The sequence below is a fragment of the Roseobacter cerffii genome (assembly GCF_054226325.1).
Genome location: NZ_CM135757.1, coordinates 1,987,456 through 2,005,684 on the forward strand (window position 1 = coordinate 1,987,456; position 18,229 = coordinate 2,005,684).

19 protein-coding genes and 1 tRNA gene are annotated in these 18,229 nt (G+C 63.5%); 14 read left to right on the top strand and 6 right to left on the bottom strand.

Features of this window, described 5'->3' with window-relative positions; genetic code table 11:
• Positions 1-47: 47 nt before the first annotated feature.
• The 4 genes from ACVC7O_RS09520 to ACVC7O_RS09535 all read left to right on the top strand — a co-directional run bounded on the left by ACVC7O_RS09520 (position 48) and on the right by ACVC7O_RS09535 (position 4,125).
• On the top strand, positions 48-548 hold the full coding sequence (locus ACVC7O_RS09520; protein WP_458325851.1) for an Lrp/AsnC family transcriptional regulator: 501 nt from the start codon (positions 48-50) through the stop codon (positions 546-548).
• A gap of 31 nt (positions 549-579) precedes the next feature.
• Positions 580-1,134 carry a tetratricopeptide repeat protein gene (locus ACVC7O_RS09525; protein ID WP_458325852.1) on the top strand — a complete coding sequence of 185 codons (555 nt, stop codon included), beginning with the start codon at positions 580-582 and terminating at the stop codon, positions 1,132-1,134.
• 41 nt (positions 1,135-1,175) lie between these two features.
• Positions 1,176-1,261 (top strand) — tRNA-Leu (locus ACVC7O_RS09530).
• A 263-nt stretch (positions 1,262-1,524) separates the two neighbouring features.
• Positions 1,525-4,125 (top strand): methyl-accepting chemotaxis protein, encoded by a 2,601-nt coding sequence (locus ACVC7O_RS09535; RefSeq protein ID WP_458325853.1) that lies wholly within the window; start codon positions 1,525-1,527, stop codon positions 4,123-4,125.
• A gap of 78 nt (positions 4,126-4,203) precedes the next feature.
• Here the strand turns inward: ACVC7O_RS09535 and metG are convergent, their stop codons facing one another.
• The 3 genes from metG to ACVC7O_RS09550 form a co-directional block, all read right to left on the bottom strand.
• The gene (metG, locus tag ACVC7O_RS09540; protein WP_458325854.1) at positions 4,204-5,925 is read right to left on the bottom strand and encodes a methionine--tRNA ligase; all 1,722 of its coding nucleotides are present in this window, start codon (positions 5,923-5,925) and stop codon (positions 4,204-4,206) included.
• 87 nt (positions 5,926-6,012) lie between these two features.
• Positions 6,013-7,242 (bottom strand): MFS transporter, encoded by a 1,230-nt coding sequence (locus tag ACVC7O_RS09545; protein WP_458325855.1) that lies wholly within the window; start codon positions 7,240-7,242, stop codon positions 6,013-6,015.
• Positions 7,243-7,308: 66 nt separating this feature from the next.
• Positions 7,309-7,905, bottom strand: coding sequence for a YceI family protein (locus tag ACVC7O_RS09550; protein WP_458325856.1), 597 nt, complete (start codon positions 7,903-7,905; stop codon positions 7,309-7,311).
• 173 nt (positions 7,906-8,078) lie between these two features.
• On the opposite strand from ACVC7O_RS09550, the gene ACVC7O_RS09555 reads away from it, so the two are divergent.
• From ACVC7O_RS09555 to ACVC7O_RS09570, 4 genes are all read left to right on the top strand, one after another.
• Positions 8,079-9,122 carry an aldo/keto reductase gene (locus ACVC7O_RS09555; RefSeq protein WP_458325857.1) on the top strand — a complete coding sequence of 348 codons (1,044 nt, stop codon included), beginning with the start codon at positions 8,079-8,081 and terminating at the stop codon, positions 9,120-9,122.
• Between the two features lie 124 nt (positions 9,123-9,246).
• Entirely contained in the window at positions 9,247-10,161 is a 915-nt protein-coding gene (locus ACVC7O_RS09560) for a 3-keto-5-aminohexanoate cleavage protein (RefSeq protein ID WP_458325858.1), read from the top strand.
• Positions 10,158-10,742 (top strand): lipocalin family protein, encoded by a 585-nt coding sequence (locus ACVC7O_RS09565; RefSeq protein WP_458325859.1) that lies wholly within the window; start codon positions 10,158-10,160, stop codon positions 10,740-10,742. The genes ACVC7O_RS09560 and ACVC7O_RS09565 overlap by 4 nt, the downstream gene beginning before the upstream one ends.
• Positions 10,739-12,211 (top strand): carnitine 3-dehydrogenase, encoded by a 1,473-nt coding sequence (locus ACVC7O_RS09570; protein WP_458325860.1) that lies wholly within the window; start codon positions 10,739-10,741, stop codon positions 12,209-12,211. The genes ACVC7O_RS09565 and ACVC7O_RS09570 overlap by 4 nt, the downstream gene beginning before the upstream one ends.
• Positions 12,212-12,314: 103 nt before the next feature.
• Here ACVC7O_RS09570 and ACVC7O_RS09575 read toward each other — a convergent pair whose 3' ends face one another.
• Both ACVC7O_RS09575 and ACVC7O_RS09580 read right to left on the bottom strand, forming a co-directional pair.
• Positions 12,315-13,010, bottom strand: a complete 696-nt coding sequence (locus ACVC7O_RS09575; protein ID WP_458325861.1) for an NUDIX hydrolase — start codon at positions 13,008-13,010, stop codon at positions 12,315-12,317.
• 39 nt (positions 13,011-13,049) lie between these two features.
• Complete coding sequence (locus tag ACVC7O_RS09580) at positions 13,050-13,475, bottom strand: DUF983 domain-containing protein (protein ID WP_458325862.1); 426 nt, start codon at positions 13,473-13,475, stop codon at positions 13,050-13,052.
• A 196-nt stretch (positions 13,476-13,671) separates the two neighbouring features.
• Between ACVC7O_RS09580 and ACVC7O_RS09585 the strand changes: the two genes are divergently transcribed.
• The 4 genes from ACVC7O_RS09585 to ACVC7O_RS09600 all read left to right on the top strand — a co-directional run bounded on the left by ACVC7O_RS09585 (position 13,672) and on the right by ACVC7O_RS09600 (position 15,634).
• Entirely contained in the window at positions 13,672-14,127 is a 456-nt protein-coding gene (locus ACVC7O_RS09585) for an EF-hand domain-containing protein (protein ID WP_458325863.1), read from the top strand.
• Between the two features lie 66 nt (positions 14,128-14,193).
• Complete coding sequence (locus ACVC7O_RS09590; protein ID WP_458325864.1) at positions 14,194-14,787, top strand: RNA polymerase sigma factor; 594 nt, start codon at positions 14,194-14,196, stop codon at positions 14,785-14,787.
• Positions 14,771-15,142, top strand: coding sequence for a hypothetical protein (locus tag ACVC7O_RS09595; protein WP_458325865.1), 372 nt, complete (start codon positions 14,771-14,773; stop codon positions 15,140-15,142). The genes ACVC7O_RS09590 and ACVC7O_RS09595 overlap by 17 nt, the downstream gene beginning before the upstream one ends.
• A gap of 3 nt (positions 15,143-15,145) precedes the next feature.
• The gene (locus ACVC7O_RS09600; RefSeq protein ID WP_458325866.1) at positions 15,146-15,634 is read left to right on the top strand and encodes a periplasmic heavy metal sensor; all 489 of its coding nucleotides are present in this window, start codon (positions 15,146-15,148) and stop codon (positions 15,632-15,634) included.
• Here the strand turns inward: ACVC7O_RS09600 and ACVC7O_RS09605 are convergent, their stop codons facing one another.
• Positions 15,635-17,038 (bottom strand): diguanylate cyclase, encoded by a 1,404-nt coding sequence (locus tag ACVC7O_RS09605; RefSeq protein WP_458325867.1) that lies wholly within the window; start codon positions 17,036-17,038, stop codon positions 15,635-15,637.
• 99 nt (positions 17,039-17,137) lie between these two features.
• Between ACVC7O_RS09605 and ACVC7O_RS09610 the strand changes: the two genes are divergently transcribed.
• On the top strand, positions 17,138-17,422 hold the full coding sequence (locus tag ACVC7O_RS09610; protein WP_458325868.1) for a DUF3572 domain-containing protein: 285 nt from the start codon (positions 17,138-17,140) through the stop codon (positions 17,420-17,422).
• A complete protein-coding gene (locus ACVC7O_RS09615) occupies positions 17,419-18,120 on the top strand; it encodes an HAD family hydrolase (protein WP_458325869.1) in 702 nt (233 codons plus the stop codon). The genes ACVC7O_RS09610 and ACVC7O_RS09615 overlap by 4 nt, the downstream gene beginning before the upstream one ends.
• Positions 18,121-18,229 lie beyond the last annotated feature (109 nt).

Sequence of the window (18,229 nt, forward strand, 5' to 3'; positions counted from 1 at the left end):
GAATACCAAAGTCATAATGACCAAAGGTAGCAGCTAGAGGAGGTGATATGGTCAAAATGAACCCCGATGGCGAGACGAACGCGCAGGCTGATCTTGATCGGTTTGATCGTGCGATTCTCTCTGTTCTGGCCGAAGACGGGCGCATCAGCATCACCGACCTCGCCAAGCGCATCGGCCTGTCGAAATCGCCGACGCAGGCGCGGCTACGGCGGCTGGAGCAGAGTGGTGTGATCATCGGCTATCGGGCCCTGCTGGATCCGATCCAACTCGGGCTCGATCATGTCGCTTTTGTCGAGGTCCGGCTCAGCGATACGCGCGAGGCGGCCTTGACCGCCTTTAACGCGGCCGTCGCAAAGGTGCCTGAAATCGAGCAGGCGCATATGATCGCGGGCAGCTTCGATTACCTGCTCAAGGTCCGCACCCGGGATATGTCACGCTACCGGCAGTTCTTGGGCGAGACGATCTCGTCACTGCCCCATGTCGCCGGTACCTCGACCTTCGTGGCGATGGAGGCGGTCAAGGAAACGATGCTGGCAGACCCGGCTTGACCGAACCGTCGTTTGGAGCGGATGATACAGTATGAAGTATGTATCGACCCTGCTGGCCTGTCTTGCGCTGCCCGCGTTTGCGGACTGTCCGGCCCCGATGGATGTCTCCGCCGAACTTGAGACGCTTTTTGCCGAGGCGCGGGAGGCCAAGTCTGACCAGGCCGGGCGTGCGCTCTCTGGCCAGATGTGGGAGCTGTGGCTGAAGGCGCCGGATGCAGCCGCGCAAGAGGTGCTTGACCGGGGCATGCGCAAGCGTGAGATCTATGACTTCGCAGGCGCACTGACCGATTTTGATCGCCTTGCCGAATACTGCCCGCTCTATGCCGAAGGGTTCAACCAGCGCGCCTTTGTGCACTTCCTGCGCGAGGATTATGACCGCGCCCTCTTCGATCTCGACAAAGCTCTCAGTCTGCAGCCTCGCCACGTGGGTGCGCAATCGGGCCGGGCGCTTACTCTGATGAACCTTGACCGTATCGAGGAGGCCCGCGACCAGCTCGAAGAGGCGCTGGAAAACAACCCTTGGCTCTCGGAACGTTTCCTGATGGCAGAGGGCGGCCCGCTGGCGCCGAAGGGAAAAGACATCTGACCCGTTTACACCTCAGCGGGCTCCGGTATGGTGCGCCGCGGGCCCGCGTGGTGGAATGGTAGACACAGGAGACTTAAAATCTCCAGGCAGCAATGCCGTGCCGGTTCGAGTCCGGCCGCGGGTACCACAAAACGCTCATACAAGACCTTGCTCCAAGCGCCGTCGCGGCGCGCGGTGCCGTCGACAATGGGACGTGATATGTCCACGATACATGCGGTTTGAAGCAAATCTCATCGATTTCACCCGGCTCAGATCAATGACCGCGCTACTGAGCAAACGGCTGTTAAGCGCTCCGTAACAACTGGGTTGTAGAGACGATGGCAAATTCCATCCCGCTCGCCCTTTGGACTGCAGCGCGGGTGCGCTCGACTGCATCGAAAGGAACCCGCGATGTCGATCTTGAAAAGCTCCAAACTCCGCGCAAGCTCGTTCAACAGCCTCTTTGTCAAATGTACGGTTATGGTTGTTGTCTGCGTGCTCGCGGTGGTGGCCGTTGTTGTTGTCATGAACAACAACGTGAAACGCGAATTGACCTCGGCGTCGCTGAGCGCGCGTGCTGCCGAGGTGACGGGGCTGCTCGCGATGCAGATGGGTGGATCCATCAAGTTCGGGAATACCAATGCGGTCGAGCAGATTGTTGAGGGTGTGATTGCCTCCGCCGAGCCGGATGCAGTCGGGGCCCTTGTCGTCAGCGATTCCGGCGCTGTGCTCTACAATGAAGGAAGCAGCGCCTTCGATGCGGATGCTGCCACGGCGCTGGCGCAGATGGCCCTCGATCAAGGTCAATTGGTCACGTCCGAGGATGGGCTCTCCGCTGCCATGCCAGCGACATTTGGAGATGCAAATGCAATCGCCGGTGTCGTGGTGACGAGTTGGAGTGATGCGAGCCAGCTGGCCCAGCTGCAGTCCCTGCAGAACCGTGCGCTTTTATCTGGCTTTATCGTCCTGGTGGTCGCTGTTGGCTTTGCAGGCTATTTTCTGCGCACGCAGATGTCCCGCCCGATCGTTCGACTGACCGGCGCCATGAGGGATGTTGAAGAGGCGAAGTACGATATTGAAATTCCCTTCACCGGTCGTGGTGATGAAGTCGGGCAGATGGCCCGACGCCTCGACACATTCCGCCAGGCGCTTGGCACCGCGAAGGAAGCCGAACGTGAAAGCGCCTTTAAGAGTGCCGCCTTCGAAGGCTCGACCGCCCCGATGATGATGGTAGATGAGCAACTGAATGTCATTTTCGTGAACCCGACTTGCGAGAAACTGCTCGATGAGATCATGTCAGATCTCAAGACCTCCTGGTCGGACTTGGCCGGCGGGGAGGTTCTGGGCGCGGACCTTGCGAATTTTGATGAAATCCGCGTGCATACGCGCAGGATCGAGGCTGACGGGCTGGGTGTCTTGCCACTCTCACATCGCGCCAAGATCGGTGATGCCTTGATCGAGGTGAACATCAACGCGGCCACCAATGATGCTGGCGAGACAATCGGCGCCGTAATCGAATGGTCCGACACGACCGAGGCCGCGCGGAATTCCGCGTTGCTCGAAACGATTGATGATGGTCAGCTTCGCATCGAATTTGATGCAAGCGGGCAGGTGGTTGGAACCAACCCCAATCTGGTGGCGCTTCTCGATGTCAGCGAAGAGACGATCACCAAATGCTCCTTCGCCGACATCTTTGACGGCGATGCCGCGGGTAACGTGGATGGGGCCAGTCTCAAGCGCAGTGTTCTAAGTAGTAGTTCGGACAGTGAGGCGGTCTTTGGGCGGTTCGTGATGAAGCGTGCATCTGACGGAAAGTCATTGATTGTAGAAGGGAACTTCGCCTCCGTGCCATCGCCTGATGGCCAACTTGAACGCGCGATCTTTCTTGGAACCGACGTGACAGAGAGCGCCGAGACGGTGCTGAAGAACGAAGAAGAGCGTGCCCGGACAGCCGAACAACAAAGAAGCGTCGTGGATGCGCTTGGTGTTGGTCTGCAGTCGTTGGCGGAAGGAGACCTGACATCCGAAATCTCCGACAGCTTCCCGGAAGACTATGAGAAGCTGCGCCAGGATTTCAATCTGGCAGTCCGCGCGCTGCAAGATGCCGTTGGCGCGGTCATGCACAACTCTGAGTCCATCCGTAATGAAACGTCTGAAATCACCACTGCGGCAGATGACCTATCCCGGCGGACTGAAAAACAGGCCGCTACGCTGGAGGAAACCGCTGCTGCGCTGGATGAGTTGACGAGTTCCGTCAAATCGGCGGCCGAGGGGGCGGATGAAGCATCCACGATGTCCGCCGATGCTCAGTCGAACGCGGAGAAGGGGGGAGATATCGCCCGCCAGGCGGTTGAAGCGATGGACGGCATCAAGACATCTTCGCAAGAGATTTCAAAGATCACGACGGTGATCGACGACATTGCGTTCCAGACAAATCTCCTCGCATTGAATGCTGGGGTGGAAGCGGCGCGTGCCGGCGAGGCTGGCCGAGGGTTCGCTGTGGTAGCCACCGAGGTTCGCGCTCTTGCTCAGCGCTCCTCCGACGCGGCCCGAGAGATCAACGCGCTGATTTCCAGCTCGGGCGAGCAGGTTGAGCACGGTGTTGACCTGGTCGACAAGACCGGCACGGCGTTAGCTTCCATCGTCAGTTCTGTCTCGGAGATTTCCAAGCGCGTATCGACAATCGCGACATCCGCGCGCGAGCAATCGGCAGGGCTGAACGAGATCAATACCGCGGTGAACGAACTCGATCACGTCACACAACAGAACGCGGCCATGTTTGAGGAAACAACGGCGGCCAGCCACGCCCTGACGGCGGAGGCCGACGCTCTGGCAGCAGCCGTTGCGCGCTTCAAACTGGATTTCGTACCCGCAAGCAAGACATCTGCCAAAGCGGAGCCTGCGGAAGCTAAAGCGCCATCGGTACCAGTGGCCGCCACGCAGGGCAATGCAGCGCTCAAGGTCGAACCCAGCGATGACATCGATGTCGATGCCGGATGGGAGGAATTCTAGTCCCTCCGACCACAAGCAAAGAGCTTTCGAAGCTTAAGGCTGCACCTCAGGGTGCGGCCCTAAGCTTTTCGCTTCTTCTTAGTCGGCGCGCAGACCCGAGAAGCGCGCTTGCCAAGCTGTGCTGTCTTCGTCGCTGATCTTGGCGAAGAGTACGTCCGGGACGTCAAAGGTGTGACCCGGCTGAAGCTGACGAAGGAAATCTGACGGACGATCCGGCCATTCGGTCGCATCGATATTCAGACTTTTCAGAATGGTTTGGCTGGCATCAGGCAAAAAGGGCGCCGAGAGCGCGGCAAAGAGATGTGCAAGGTTCAAACCCAGCCTAGTCTGGGCAGCCGCTTGCTCCGGATCTGTTTTGAAGGTGCTCCAGGGTGCAACCTCTTGCAGATACTCATTGCCGCAGGCCCAAATCGCCCGCAATTCCTGAGCCGATTTGCGGACTTCCATGGCCTCCATATGGGATGCGTATCGCGCGACACGCTCTTCGATTTCCGTGATGGTCGCGGTTTCTTTCGCGCCATAAGTCCCACCATCCGGCACCGCCTCACCAAACTTCGACCGGCAGAACTTGGTGATCCGACTTATGAAATTCCCCAGCACATCTGCCAGGTCCTTGTTCACCGAGTTCTGGAAGTTCTCCCAGGTGAATTCGGAATCGCTGCTTTCAGGCGCGTGACTGAGCAACCACCAGCGCCAATAGTCGGCGGGCAGAAGTTCCAAAGCCTGATCCATGAAGATCCCGCGACCCTGAGAGGTCGAGAACTGACCGCCGTCATAGTTCAAGTAGTTGAAAGACTTGAGGTGATCGACCATCTTCCATGGCTCGCCCGATCCGATCAGCGTGGCTGGAAAACTGAGCGTGTGAAACGGCACGTTGTCCTTCCCCATGAACTGGGTATAGCGCACATCGCCCGCACCCTTGTCGGTGCGCCACCAGCGCTCCCAGGCGTCATCACCAAGCCCTTGGGCCTCGGCCCATTCGCTGGCGCAAGCGATGTACTCTATGGGTGCGTCGAACCAGACGTAGAAGACCTTTCCTTCCATCCCGGGCCAGTCGTTATCGCCCTTGCGGACCGGAATCCCCCAGTCGAGGTCGCGCGTGATCCCGCGATCTCGCAGCCCCTCGCCATCATGGAGCCACTTCTTGGCAATAGATGTGGTCAGCACCGGCCAGTCGGTCTTTGAATCAATCCAGGCGTCCAGTTCATCCTTCAAGGCGGACTGGCGCAGGTACAGATGCTTGGTGTCGCGCACCTCCAAGTCGGTTGCGCCTGAGATCGCTGAGCGCGCATCAATCAAGTCGGTCGGGTCGAGCTGCTTTGTGCAATTCTCGCATTGGTCGCCACGGGCCTTGTCATATCCGCAGTTGGGGCAGGTGCCTTCGATATAGCGATCCGGTAAAAACCGCCCATCCTGCACAGAGTAGACCTGTTGCTCGACCACTTCCCGGATCAGACCGGCGTCAGCGAGCCGCCCGGCGAAATGCTGGGTCAGGGCGTGGTTTTGCGGGCTGGATGAGCGACCAAAGTGATCGAATGACAGCCGAAAACCATCAGCGATCTTGGCCTGTATCGCGTGCATCTCGGCGCAGTATTCGGCCACGGGTTTGCCCGCCTTTGCTGCGGCCAGCTCCGCCGGTGTGCCATGCTCGTCGGTCGCGCATAAGAACAACACCTCATGCCCGCGCGCCCGCTGATAGCGCGCAAAGAGATCCGCGGGAAGTTGGCTGCCCACGAGATTGCCGAGATGTTTGATCCCGTTGATGTATGGGATCGCCGATGTGATGAGGTGGCGCGCCATAAGAGGACCCCGTTCGTTCTGAATTGCTGGCTTCCTCTACCGCAGCTTTTGCGCAAGAGCCACGAGGAAATCGCGCGCAGTGACTGGTCAGTCGTCAGCCGCCGACCGGCTGCGGCGCAACAAGCGGCCAATCGTGAAAGAGGTGCGCGGAGCGTAGGTGTACCGCGTCCGGTCCGCCGGGGCGGGGCGCGCGCGCATGCGTGTCAGACCGAAAATCACGAGCAGTGCATGACCGGCCGCCATCAAGAGAAAGAGGGCATTGGGCCCGTAAAGCTCAATGAGCAGCGAGGCGCTATAGGGTGCCGCAATCGCGCCGAGTGCAAAGTAGAACATGAGGGCCGCCGAAAGCTCGACGCGTTCATCGTCTGTTGCGAAGTCATGCGCGTGGGCGGCGGCGACCGAGTAGATCGGGAACGTGGTCATCCCGAAGAGCCCCGCCGTCAGCATGATGCCAACAGTGCCCATGCCCGCCGCAAAAATGGTGATTGCCGAGCTGCCGATAGCGGCAATCGAGAGCCAGATCAGAACTCGCCGACGGTCATACTTGTCGGCCAACCAGCCCACGGGATACTGCGCCAGTGCGCCTCCCAAGACAAAGGCAGCGAGGAAGTAGGCGATCTGGTCGACGGAGAGCCCAACCTCCTGGCCATAAACCGGCCCGACCATTCGAAAGGACGAACTCGAGAGCGCGGCCACCACCACACCCGCGGCGGCCAGCGGTGATCGCTTGTGTGCGAGGCCTGGCCGCAGCCGCGGCGAGGCCGGGGTTTCGGGTTGCCGGACGGTCGTGAGTGTCAGGGGCAGCAGCGCGGCGCAGCAGACAATCGCAAGAAGGTTGTAGGAGACATAGCTCGCGGGTTCCAAAACCCCGATCAGCATCTGCGCAGCAATGGAGCCGGTCATATCAACCACGCGGTAGACGCCAAGCGTGCGCCCCCGGCTCTCGTTGGTGACCTTCGCCTGCAGCCACGCTTCGATCACCGTGTAGCACCCGGCAACGCACACGCCAGAGGCGACCCGCATCGCGGCCCAAGCATAGGGATCGACAACCAGCATGTGGCTCATCAGGCCGATGGCCCCAGCTGCAGTGAAGGCGGCGAAGGCGCGGGAATGGCCCACACTGCCCATCAGCCGCGGTGCCCACCAGCACCCGATGAAGAACCCCAGAAAATGCGCCGATCCAAGCAGGCCGATGTCCTGTTTGCTGAAGCCGAGGGCGAGGCCCGAGAGCGCATCAAGCGGGCCGACACCTCCCGAGGACAGTTGCAGGAGCAGAACGGAGAGAAACAGGGCGGCGAAGGAGATGAGCAGGCGCATTATGTGCGCAGCTCTAGCAGTTGTGAGCTGCGCGCCTCGCAGTTATTCGACAAACTTGCGTCGTTTTCAGGCCCGGCGACGGATTTCGGCGCTGATGTCCAGATCGACCGGATCGGCCACCAGTTTTGGATAGCCCGCCGCACCAAAAGCCGCGCGGCTGAGCGTGCCCGTCAGCCGGATGGTCAGCACCGAGAGGTCATCCGGTGCAGAGCCCGCGGGGCGGGTCAGGCTGGCGGTGAGCACGAGCGGGCGCGTGACCCCGCGCAAGGTCAGATCGCCTTCGATCCGCGCGCCTTCCGAGATGCGGCCATCGCGTCCCAAGACCACGCGGGTCGAGCGATAGCGCACCATCGGATGGTTGGCGGCGTCCAGCACGGATGGGCTGAGCAGGGCTTGGGTGACAAAGACCATCCCCGTCCGGGCGCCGCGGATATCTGCCGTCACGTCAGCGCTGGAGCGTGTGAGGTTGCGCGTGTCGACGCGGATATCGGCCGCGCTGACCGGGACCGTACCGCTCTGTGCCGCGCCGCTGAAGTCAAAGATGAAGGCCACGCGAGACCGCTCTTGCACAAGATCATAGCGTTCGGCCTCAGCCTCGGAACGTGTTGCAAGGCTGGCCAGCCCGGCGGCCAGCATCAGACGACGTGAGAGCATAATCGACATCGATGTGTGTCTCCTTGCGTCCCCCTCGCTCTTAGGTAGCCTTTCTGGTCGCTCTGCCAATGGTCTCACAGGGACTTGATGCACATGCCGCGCGGTGTGATCGGTGAAACACGGTTGCAGTACCGCGCGCTGCGGGTAGTGTGGCGCGGTCTTTAAAGAGAGGGGCGCGCGCAATGAAGATGAACCCGCTGGGGCGCACAGGGATCGACGTATCAGAGTTTTGTTTGGGCTCCATGACCTGGGGCACGCAGAACGACGCGGAGGAGGCGCATGCCCAGATCGACCGCGCGCTCGACGCGGGCATCAACTTCATCGACACCGCCGAGATGTACCCCGTCAACCCGGTGAGCGCCGAGACGGTTGGTCGGACCGAGCGGATCATCGGGTTGTGGTTTGAACGGGACATGCGCCGCGACGACGTGATCCTGGCCACGAAGCATTCGGGCGAGGGGCTGGCCGTGGTGCGAGACGGCGCGCCGATCTCCTCGCAGACCATTCCCGAAGCGGTAGAGGGCTCGCTGCGGCGGTTGAAGACCGACTATATCGATCTCTACCAGTTCCACTGGCCCAATCGCGGCAGCTACATGTTTCGCAAGAACTGGTCTTACGATCCCTCCAGCCAGCTGATGCTGGACACCAAAGCGCACATGGAGGATGCGCTGGGTGCGCTGCAGGATGAGGTCAAGCGCGGCACCATTCGTGCGTTTGGGCTGAGCAACGAAAGCGCCTGGGGCACCACGAAGTGGTTGGACGCGGCGGAGAGAAATGGTGGGCCGAGAGTGGCGTCGGTGCAGAACGAGTATTCGTTGCTCTGCCGTCTCTATGACACCGATATGGCCGAGATGAGCATCCAGGAGGATGTGGCGCTGCTGGCGTTTTCGCCGCTGGCGGCCGGGCTTCTGACGGGCAAGTATCAGAATGGTGTAGTGCCGCCGAAGTCGCGGATGTCGTTGAATGGCGATCTGGGGGGTCGAAAGACGGACCGTGCCTTCGACGCCGTGCAGGCCTATTTGGAGATCGCGCAGCGTCACGATCTTGATCCAACCCAGATGGCGTTGGCCTGGTGCAAGACGCGACCCTTCATGGGGTCGATCATCTTTGGGTCCACGACGATGGAGCAGATGGAGACCTGCCTCGGCGCGATTGATCTGGAGCTTGATCAGAGCGTGCTGGATGAGATTGCCGCGGTGCACCGGCAGCACCCGATGCCTTACTGACGGGCTGCACGCAGGGACGGATGCAAATCGCGCTTGCGCCCGCTCCAATTCGCGGGTCGTATCGGCCCGATGCCATGCGTGGGCCAGCCCGCAGAGCTAGCACGCAAATCGAGGGAGAGTTCTGATGCCTTTGACGATGAGCCAAGAGGTTTTCATCACCTGCGCTGTCACCGGGTCCGGTGGCACGCAGGATCGCAGCCCCCATGTACCGCGCTCACCGCAGCAGATTGCCGAGAGCGCCATCGCGGCGGCCAAGGCGGGGGCGGCCATCGTGCACTGTCATGTTCGCGACCCTGAGACTGGCGCGCCAAGCAGAAATCTTGAATATTATAAAGAGGTTACGGACCGCATTCGCGACGCGGATGTGGATGTGGTGCTCAACCTGACCGCGGGCATGGGCGGGGACATGGTCTTTGGCGACACTGAAAACCCCTTGCCGCTGCGGGACGAGGGCACTGACATGATCGGTGCGCGGGAGCGCGTGGCCCATGTCGCGGCGTGTCTGCCGGAGATCTGTACGTTGGACTGCGGTACGATGAACTTTGCCGAAGCCGATTACGTCATGACCAATACGCCCGGGATGCTGACCGCGATGGGCGGCATGATGACCGAACTGGGCGTGAAGCCCGAGATTGAAGCCTTTGACACCGGTCATTTATGGTATGCAAAACAATTGGTTGCGGACGGTGTGCTGGATGCGCCCGCGCTGGTGCAGCTTTGCATGGGGGTGCCCTGGGGGGCGCCGAATGACCTCAACACCTTCATGGCAATGGTCAACAACGTGCCGGACGGTTGGACGTTTTCGGCCTTTTCGTTGGGTCGGAACCAGATGGCCTATGTGGCTGCAGCGGTCCTCGCCGGTGGCCATGTGCGGGTCGGGCTTGAGGACAATCTGTGGCTCGACAAAGGCGTGCTGGCGGAGAACTGGCAGCTGGTCGAGCGGGCCGGCACCATCATCGAGAACATGGGCGCGCGGGTCATCACGCCGGCGGAGGTGCGCGAGAGATTGGGCCTAGTCAAACGGGCGCCGACGGGATGACATCTGACGTCGGTTTTCGGGTCGGTATCGCGTCGGTATCACGTCGGTTTTACGTCGGTGCGCGGCGTGCGCGGGTTTGGGGGTTTCTTTACCTTTGTGCCGGACTTGCAGCCTGCGCGCCGACCCCTGAGCCGGGCTTTCGCGACACCTCGGTCCCGATCTCGGCGACCACCCGGTTTTCGCCGGAAACATTTGCGGGGTCCTGGCAGGTGATCGAGGCCTATCCAACCCCGCTCTTTCCAGGGTGCGCAGACCAGCAGTGGGAGGCGGGCACCGACACCGCCACGCCACGGCTGATCGTGTACTGTGGCGAAGAGGCTGCCTTCGACACGCCAATGACGGTTGATCCGCGTGGGGTGCTGCTGCTTGCCAGTTCCGATCTGGATGTGCCGGGCCGCGCGCTTTGGGTCATGTGGATGGATGAGGATGCCGAGACAGCGGTCATCGGCACGCCCGCCGGAGAGATGGGTTGGATCGTGAATCGCGGCCCCGAGCTGCGCGCTGATCGGCGGGCCGCGGCGCGCGAGATCATGGCGTTCAACGGATACGACATCACGGAATTGCGGGAGGCGGCACCATGACAACGGCGGCAATCATCGGTGGGGGTGTGATTGGGGGCGGCTGGGCCGCGCGCTTCCTGTTGAACGGCTGCGACGTGCGGGTCTTCGACCCGGACCCGGAAGCCGCGCGCAAGATCGACGCGGTTCTGGACAATGCGCGCCAGTCCTTGCCTGGACTGCTCGATGTGGCACTGCCGGAGGAGGGGACGCTCAGCTTTCACGACACGATTGCGGAGGCCGTCACCGGGGCTGCGTGGGTGCAGGAGAGCGTGCCGGAGCGGTTGGAGATCAAGCACCAGACGTTTCTGGCCATTCAGGCCGCGTGCGATCCGCAGGCGATTGTGGGCTCGTCGACCTCGGGGTTCAAACCCTCGGAGCTTCAGCAGGGGGCGACGCGGCCCGAGCAAGTGATGGTCTGCCACCCGTTCAACCCGGTCTATCTGTTGCCGCTGGTGGAGGTGGTCACGACCGCACAGACGGCGCCCGGGCTTGCGGAGCGCGCCTGCGATCTGCTGCGCGGGCTGGGCATGTATCCTCTGCATCTGACCAAGGAGATCGATGCCCATGTGGCCGACCGTTTGCTCGAGGCGGTGTGGCGCGAGGCGCTGTGGCTGGTCAAGGACAGGATCGCCACCACCGCCGAAATCGACGATGCGATCCGCTATGGCTTTGGCATTCGCTGGGCGCAGATGGGGTTGTTCGAGACCTACCGCATCGCGGGCGGTGAGGCGGGCATGAAGCATTTCCTGGCTCAGTTCGGCCCGGCGCTGGCCTGGCCCTGGACTAAGCTGATGGATGTGCCGGAGTTCACCGAGGAGCTGGTCGATCTGATTGCGGGACAGTCAGACGACCAATCCGGGCGGTACAGCATCCGCGAGCTCGAGCGTCTGCGCGACAGCAATCTGGTGGCGATGATGCGCGCGCTGAAGGCGCAGGACTGGGGCGCGGGCGCGGTTCTGGCGGCGCAGGAGCGCGAGATGCGGCAGGGGCACACGCTCGGCCAGCGCGCCGCCGATATCGAGGATGCCGCGGCCCCGGTGCTGACGGTGCGCCGCGCGGTGCCGCTCGACTGGACCGACTACAACGGGCATATGAATGAGGCGAAATACCTCCAGGCCTTTGGCGATGCGACGGACCGCTTCATGGAGCTGATCGGCTGCGATGCGGCCTACATCGCGTCGGGGGGGAGCTATTTCACGGCCGAGACGCACATTCGGCACCTTGACGAGGTGCATGCGGGCAAGGTGATCGAGGTGCACACGCGCGTGTTGGGCGGCGGCGGCAAGAAGATGCACCTCTGGCACGAGATGCGTGCGGGAGACCGGCTGCTGGCCACGGGCGAGCATTTCCTGCTGCACGTGAGCCTTGAGACCCGCCGCGCGTCCGAGCCAAGCCCCGAGATTGACGCAGCCCTGCGCCGGTTTGTCGATGCGCAGGCCGCGCTGCCGCCACCGGACGGGGCTGGCCGGGCGGTGGCGGCACCGCGCTAGGACATGCGCGGCGCGGTGGCCTGAAAGCCCACCGAACCTGCCGGTCCCGCACATTGGTGCAGGCAGGTGGGGTGGGCTTTCAGGCCACCCCTGGTGCACGGTCTCACGCGCCGCGGAGCCGGAGAAACAGCGATTCCTCGTCGTTGTTCTTGAAGAAGGGGACGCTCGCGGGCGGCGCAGGGTCTGTCACGCGGGCTTCGATTTCGGCAAGCACGACCTCAGTGATGAAGGGCATGTCAAAGCTGCGCGCCTCGCTGAGCGGGACCCATTGCAGATGCGAGAGCTCATCGCTGGCGGCTGAGAAATCATCGGGGTCGCCCGCCAGATCCGCTGCATCGACCAGAAAGAAGCGCGCGTCGAACCGCCGGGGGCGGCCCGGCGGTGTCAGGGCGCGAAAGACGAACTGAAGCGATGCGGCGGCCGGGCGGTGACCTGTCGCGGCAAAGCTCTGCCAGTCGGGCGACGGCGGCGCTGGCCAGGCGCCGGGGGTGCCGAGCACAAGCCCGGTCTCTTCCCAGAGCTCACGGATCGCCGCCGCCGCGAGCGCAGGTGCGAGGTTTGGGCTCGCGTTCTCCGTCAGCCGATTGGCGCAGAGCGCGGGCAGGGCGTTGGCCAGCGGCACGTTCTTGTCCGCCGCATCGAGCGCGCCGCCGGGAAAGACGAATTTGTTGGGCATGAAGGCGGCTTTCGCGCCGCGCTGTCCCATTAGGATGTGCGGTGTGCTGTGCCGGTCGCGCAGCACGATCACGGTGGCCGCGTCGCGGATCGCGGTCTTGTCCAGGAGGGTGGTGTCCGACATGCTGCGCCTTTCGGTGATCGGGCGCGGCCCCCCAGCGGGTCAGGCGGCGGTGGCAAACCCGCCCATCTTGCGCGCCCATTGGTAGCCGACGATGGCCCCCTTCAGTCGCGGCAGAAGATAGAGCGACAGGCCGACACAGCCAACCGCAAAAATCGTGAACAGCGTCAGCGGCTCGGGCCGCCAGGCCACGAAAACCAGGTGCAGCAGCGGCGCCATCAGATGGCCGACGAAGAGAATCGTGAGATACGCGGGCCCGTCATCGGCGCGGTGATGATGCAGATCTTCGCGGCAGACCGGGCAGCTGTCGTTCACCTTCAGATAGGAGCGGAGCAGCGGGCCGCTGCCGCATTTGGGGCATTTGCGGCGCCAGCCCCGCAGCATGGACAGCTTGGTGTCCCGGTCGCGGGGGTCGGCGATCTCTGTCACGGTCGCGATATCCGCGGGCTCTTGGGTCGTGTCTGCCATGCCAGGCTCCTTTCGCAGGCCCCTGTCATGCGCCCAAAAAACGGCAAATGAAAGATGCGCCGCTGTCGCTGCGGCGGGATGTCGCGAAAATCTGCGCAAAATTTTGGCGACGGAAGTGCTGTGGCGCTGCGTAGAAGAGCTGTCCGGCCCCGAAACAGAGGGTCACAAAACGGACATAACACTGAGGAGTATCAGGATGAAGAATACCGTGTTTATTGCATTGATCGCAGCGACAGGTCTCGCAGTTGCCGGAGGCGCCGCGCTGGCGCGTGACAACGGCGTGCGGGCGCCGATCGACTTTGGCACGTTGGACACTGATGGCGATGGCCGCATCACACTGGAAGAGATGCGCAACAGCGGCGCCGCCCGCTTTGCGAGCGCAGATACGGACGGCGATGGCTTCCTGACGCTGGAAGAGCTGCAGGCGGCGGCGACCGGGCGGGTGCAAGAGCGCTCGGCCCGGATGTTCGACCGGCTGGATGCCAATGACGACGGCAGGCTCTCGGCTGAGGAGATGCGCCGCCCGGATCCGACCGAGCGCCGGTTCTCGCGGGTGGATGCAGATGGCGACGGTGCGATCACGCAGGAAGAGTTCGATGCCGCGCGTGAAAACGCCCGTGGGCCGCGCAAGGATCGTGGCGCATCCGACTAACCGGGCCCTTGGCCCTTGGGCGGTGCGGCTTGATCGTCGCGCCGCCGCCTTCTATCGATGCTCAGGATGGATATGTCGCCGGACGCAGACGGCCCAGGTTCCGATGACGCGCTTTTGGTGCTCTATGCCGAAGGTGACAGCACGGCTGGGCGCATGCTGAGCGCGCGGCTGTTGCCGCGGGTCTATGCCCATGCGGCGCGGATTCTGGGGGATTTGGCGGAGGCCGAGGATGTCGCGCAGGAGGCGATGCTGCGCTTGTGGCGCATGGCGCCCGACTGGCGGCCCGGCGAGGCGAAGGTGACCACCTGGCTCTACCGGGTGACGGCGAACCTCTGCACGGACCGGCTGCGCAAGCGGCGCTCCGTGGGGCTTGACGAGATTGCGGAACCTGCCGATCCGCAGCCGAGTGTCGCGGCGTATCTGCAGGACCGGGCGCGCCATGATGCGTTGCAGGCGGCCCTTGACGAACTGCCCGAGCGGCAGCGGCAAGCGGTGGTGCTGCGCCATATCGAGGGGCTGTCGAACCCCGAGATCGCGCAGATCATGGAGATTGGCCCACGCGCGGTGGAAAGCCTGACCGCGCGGGGCAAACGAGCGTTGACGGCGATCCTTGCCGGGCGGCGCGCAGAACTGGGATATGACGATGAAAAAGCCGGATAAGACAAGCGAAGACATGGCGCTCGATGCGCTCTTCGACGCGGCGCGGAAGACGGAGCCCAAGGTGCCCGATGCGCTGATGGCACAGGTTGTGGCGGATGCCGCGCGGGTGCAGCCGCGGCCCGCCGCGCGGGCGCTGCCGCCGCCCTCGCTCTGGACGCGGTTCAGCGATCTGATGGGCGGCTGGCAGGGCATGGGCGGCCTCGTTGCCGCGACCTGCGCGGGCATCTGGATCGGGTGGAGCCCGCCCTCGGCCTTGCCCGATGCGGGCGCGCTGATCCTGGGGTATGACGGAACCGAACCGCTGAGCAGTACGGCGGAGCTGACCAGCTTTGGCTGGGATGTCGAGGAGGGCTGAGAGATGACGGAGACCACCCCGCCGAAGCGGTCGGTGCCCCGCTGGATCAAGATCATGCTGGGGCTGTCGCTGGCCTTGAACCTCGCTGTCATCGGTCTCATCGGGGGCGCGGTGCTGCGCCATGGCGACGGCAAGGTGGCGGGCGCGCGCAATTCCGGGTTTGGCGCCTATGGTCTGCCTTACATGATTGCGCTGCCGCGCGAGGACAGGCGGGCGGTGGGCCGCGCGGTGCGCTCCGCGGCGGATCTGCCCGACCGGGAGGCGCGCCGTGCGCTCTATCGCGATGTGCTGAGCGCGCTGCGCGCCACGCCGTTTGATGCGACGGTGCTGTCAGCTGCGGTGTTGAGGCAGGCCGAGACAGCGGTTGCCGTTCAGAAGACCGCACAGGCGGCCTGGCTCGCGCAGGTCTCGGGCATGAGCGATGCAGAACGCAGCGCATATGCGGATGCGGTTGAAGAGGTGCTGCAGCGCGGGCCGAAGCCTAGGAAGTGATCAGGCGGCGGGCCGGTTGAGGTTGACCTGGTTGCGGCCCTGCATCTTGGCGGCATACAGCGCCTTGTCGGCTGCGTCGAGCAGCACGTTGGCGTCTTGCGGCGCGGTGCTGTCATGGGGTTTGCGGATGCCGCCGATGGTCACGCCAATGGAGACGGTGACCTTGATGGGCTCATCCGCGCCAGGCACCACAAAGCCGCGCCCGCCGATCTTGCGGCAGAGCCTGCTGGCCGCCACGCGCGCCTCTGATAGGGGCGTGGCGGGCATGACGATCAGGAACTCCTCCCCGCCAATCCGTGCGATCAGATCGACGCCGCGCAGGTTGTCGCGCAGGCGCCGGGCGGTTTCCACCAGCACCGCATCGCCCGAGGCGTGGCCGTAAAGGTCGTTGATCTGTTTGAAGTGATCCAGATCAGCCACCATCACGGCAAAGCTGCGCCCGGTCGCGGCGGAGTGCTCGGCCACCCGCGTCAGATGCGGCATCGCATAGCGGCGATTGTGCAGCCCGGTGAGCGGGTCGGAGACCGCGGCTTTCAGCCCGGTGCGCACGGTGGCGCGCAACTGGTCGGCGACGCGCTTGCGCCGCAGCATCGCTTTCACCCGCAGGGTCAGCTCGGCCACATCGAAGCCATCGGTCATGAGGTCATCGGCGCCGAGATCGAGCGCATAGGCACCGAGGCCCGGATCAGGGCGCGCCTGTACGACCAGGATGCCCGCGTGCCGCGTGATGGCCGTGGCCCGGATCGCCGCAAGCAGGCGCAGCACGTCACTGGTGCTGGTGTCCTCTTCCGCCAGTGTCAGGATGAAGACATCGGGCACCTTGCCGGGCGAGAGGTCGCGCAGCGCGGTTTCGGGCGATGTGAAGCTGAGGTTGGTGCGCAGATGCGGGCGCAGCTGCGACATCCAGTTGTGCGCGGTGTGGGCGTCGGCGCCCACCAGCACGGCCCGTCCGGGCGGCCCGAAGTCCAGAGTATCCTCGGCAAAGCCCAGGGCGCGTGAGGTGTCGTCTCGCATCTGCCATTCCGCTGCTGTGTTATGGGCGCGGATCAGGCTGCGCACCCGCGCCAGGAGGAGGGTGTCATCGATCGGCTTCAGCATCACGTCCTGCACGCCCGCCTCGAGCGCCTTGAGCCGGGTGTCCGCATTGGGTCGGCAGCCGACCACCATGATCGGGATTGCGCGGGTCTGCGGGCTGCGGTTGAGACGGCGGCAGAGCTCGGCTGCGTCGCAGTCGGGCAGGGCCATGGCCGAGATGATCAGGTCGGGGTCGTGACGCAGGGCGGCCACACAGGCCTCATCCGCGGTTGAGGCCTGGATGACTTCGTAGAAGGCCGAGGCGAGTTTGACTTTTAACACGATGCGATTGGTGGAAATCGCGTCCACAATGAGTATTTTTCCTTGCACGCCCGCCGCGTCCTCTTAGGGGTCATTTTCTGTCCGTCGACATTGCGCTGAATTTGGTTAACAAAGCGTTTCGAATGTGAGGCGATTTGTAGGCATCAGATGACATACACGCGAGAAACCGCCGAAGTGCTCGGGCTGCAGGTGCTGGGCTGGCTGGCGGCTGATGACGAGCTGTTGCCGGTCTTTCTGGGCGCGACCGGGGCCAGCGAGGCGGACGTGCGGGCGGGCGCGCGCGATCCGGTGTTTCTGGGCTCGGTGCTGGATTTCCTGATGATGGATGATGCCTGGGTGGTGAAGGCCTGTGATGCGTTGGGGGTCGCCTATGAGGCGCCGATGCAGGCGCGGCAGGCGCTGCCGGGCGGGGCGCAGGTGAACTGGACATGAGGGCGGTGCGCGGGGTCCTCTTCGACAAGGACGGCACCCTGTTTGACTTTGCGGCGACCTGGGAGGCCTGGTGTGCGGGGCTGCTGGAGCTGTTGACGAGCGATGCGGCGGAGGCGGCACGGCTGGGTCAGGCGATCGGCTATGATCATGCCGCACGGCGGTTTCTGCCGGGCAGTGTGGTTGTGGCGGGCACACCGGGAGAGATCGCCACGGCGCTCTTGCCGCATCTGTCGGAGCATACGATGCGCTCGCTGCTGCAGGTGCTGAACGCCGAGGCGGCCCAGGCGCCGCAGGTCGAAGCGGTGCCGCTCGCACCGTTTCTGCAGGGGTTGCGCCAGACGGGGTTGCGGCTGGGCGTGGCGACGAATGATGCCGAGGCGCCCGCCCGCGCGCATCTCGACCGGGCAGAGGTGTCACATCTCTTTGATTTCATCGTTGGCTTTGACAGTGGCCATGGTGGCAAGCCTGCGCCGGGCCAGTTGCTGGCTTTTGCGGCCGCCGTCGATCTGCCGGTTGAGGAGATCGTGATGGTCGGTGACAGCACCCATGATCTCAAGGCCGGGCGTGCGGCGGGGATGCGTTGCGTGGGTGTGCTGACCGGGGTGGCGGACAGGGAGGAGCTCAGCCCCCATGCGGATGTCGTTTTTGACACCATCGCCGCTTTGCCCGCGTGGATCGCGGGTCAGGCCCCGGCCTGAGGCACGATCCACGCCCGCCCGCTCAACCGCATAAAAACGACTGAATGCGTCGCGAACAAGACGGCTGTCGCGCAAGGCCTCTGCCCTTTATGGACAGAGACCTGCGAGG

Bases quoted from the DNA above. Each gene is read 5' to 3' on its own strand.
- ACVC7O_RS09525 (WP_458325852.1), top strand. From the start codon at position 580: ATGAAGTATGTATCGACCCTGCTGGCCTGTCTTGCGCTGCCCGCGTTT.
- ACVC7O_RS09570 (WP_458325860.1), top strand. From the start codon at position 10,739: ATGACAACGGCGGCAATCATCGGTGGGGGTGTGATTGGGGGCGGCTGG.
- ACVC7O_RS09600 (WP_458325866.1), top strand. From the start codon at position 15,146: ATGACGGAGACCACCCCGCCGAAGCGGTCGGTGCCCCGCTGGATCAAG.
- metG (WP_458325854.1), bottom strand. From the start codon at position 5,925: ATGGCGCGCCACCTCATCACATCGGCGATCCCATACATCAACGGGATC.
- ACVC7O_RS09580 (WP_458325862.1), bottom strand. From the start codon at position 13,475: ATGGCAGACACGACCCAAGAGCCCGCGGATATCGCGACCGTGACAGAG.
- ACVC7O_RS09520 (WP_458325851.1), top strand. From the start codon at position 48: ATGGTCAAAATGAACCCCGATGGCGAGACGAACGCGCAGGCTGATCTT.
- ACVC7O_RS09595 (WP_458325865.1), top strand. From the start codon at position 14,771: ATGAAAAAGCCGGATAAGACAAGCGAAGACATGGCGCTCGATGCGCTC.
- ACVC7O_RS09550 (WP_458325856.1), bottom strand. From the start codon at position 7,905: ATGTCGATTATGCTCTCACGTCGTCTGATGCTGGCCGCCGGGCTGGCC.
- ACVC7O_RS09610 (WP_458325868.1), top strand. From the start codon at position 17,138: ATGACATACACGCGAGAAACCGCCGAAGTGCTCGGGCTGCAGGTGCTG.
- ACVC7O_RS09590 (WP_458325864.1), top strand. From the start codon at position 14,194: ATGGATATGTCGCCGGACGCAGACGGCCCAGGTTCCGATGACGCGCTT.
- ACVC7O_RS09555 (WP_458325857.1), top strand. From the start codon at position 8,079: ATGAAGATGAACCCGCTGGGGCGCACAGGGATCGACGTATCAGAGTTT.
- ACVC7O_RS09560 (WP_458325858.1), top strand. From the start codon at position 9,247: ATGCCTTTGACGATGAGCCAAGAGGTTTTCATCACCTGCGCTGTCACC.
- ACVC7O_RS09575 (WP_458325861.1), bottom strand. From the start codon at position 13,010: ATGTCGGACACCACCCTCCTGGACAAGACCGCGATCCGCGACGCGGCC.
- ACVC7O_RS09545 (WP_458325855.1), bottom strand. From the start codon at position 7,242: ATGCGCCTGCTCATCTCCTTCGCCGCCCTGTTTCTCTCCGTTCTGCTC.
- ACVC7O_RS09565 (WP_458325859.1), top strand. From the start codon at position 10,158: ATGACATCTGACGTCGGTTTTCGGGTCGGTATCGCGTCGGTATCACGT.
- ACVC7O_RS09585 (WP_458325863.1), top strand. From the start codon at position 13,672: ATGAAGAATACCGTGTTTATTGCATTGATCGCAGCGACAGGTCTCGCA.
- ACVC7O_RS09535 (WP_458325853.1), top strand. From the start codon at position 1,525: ATGTCGATCTTGAAAAGCTCCAAACTCCGCGCAAGCTCGTTCAACAGC.
- ACVC7O_RS09615 (WP_458325869.1), top strand. From the start codon at position 17,419: ATGAGGGCGGTGCGCGGGGTCCTCTTCGACAAGGACGGCACCCTGTTT.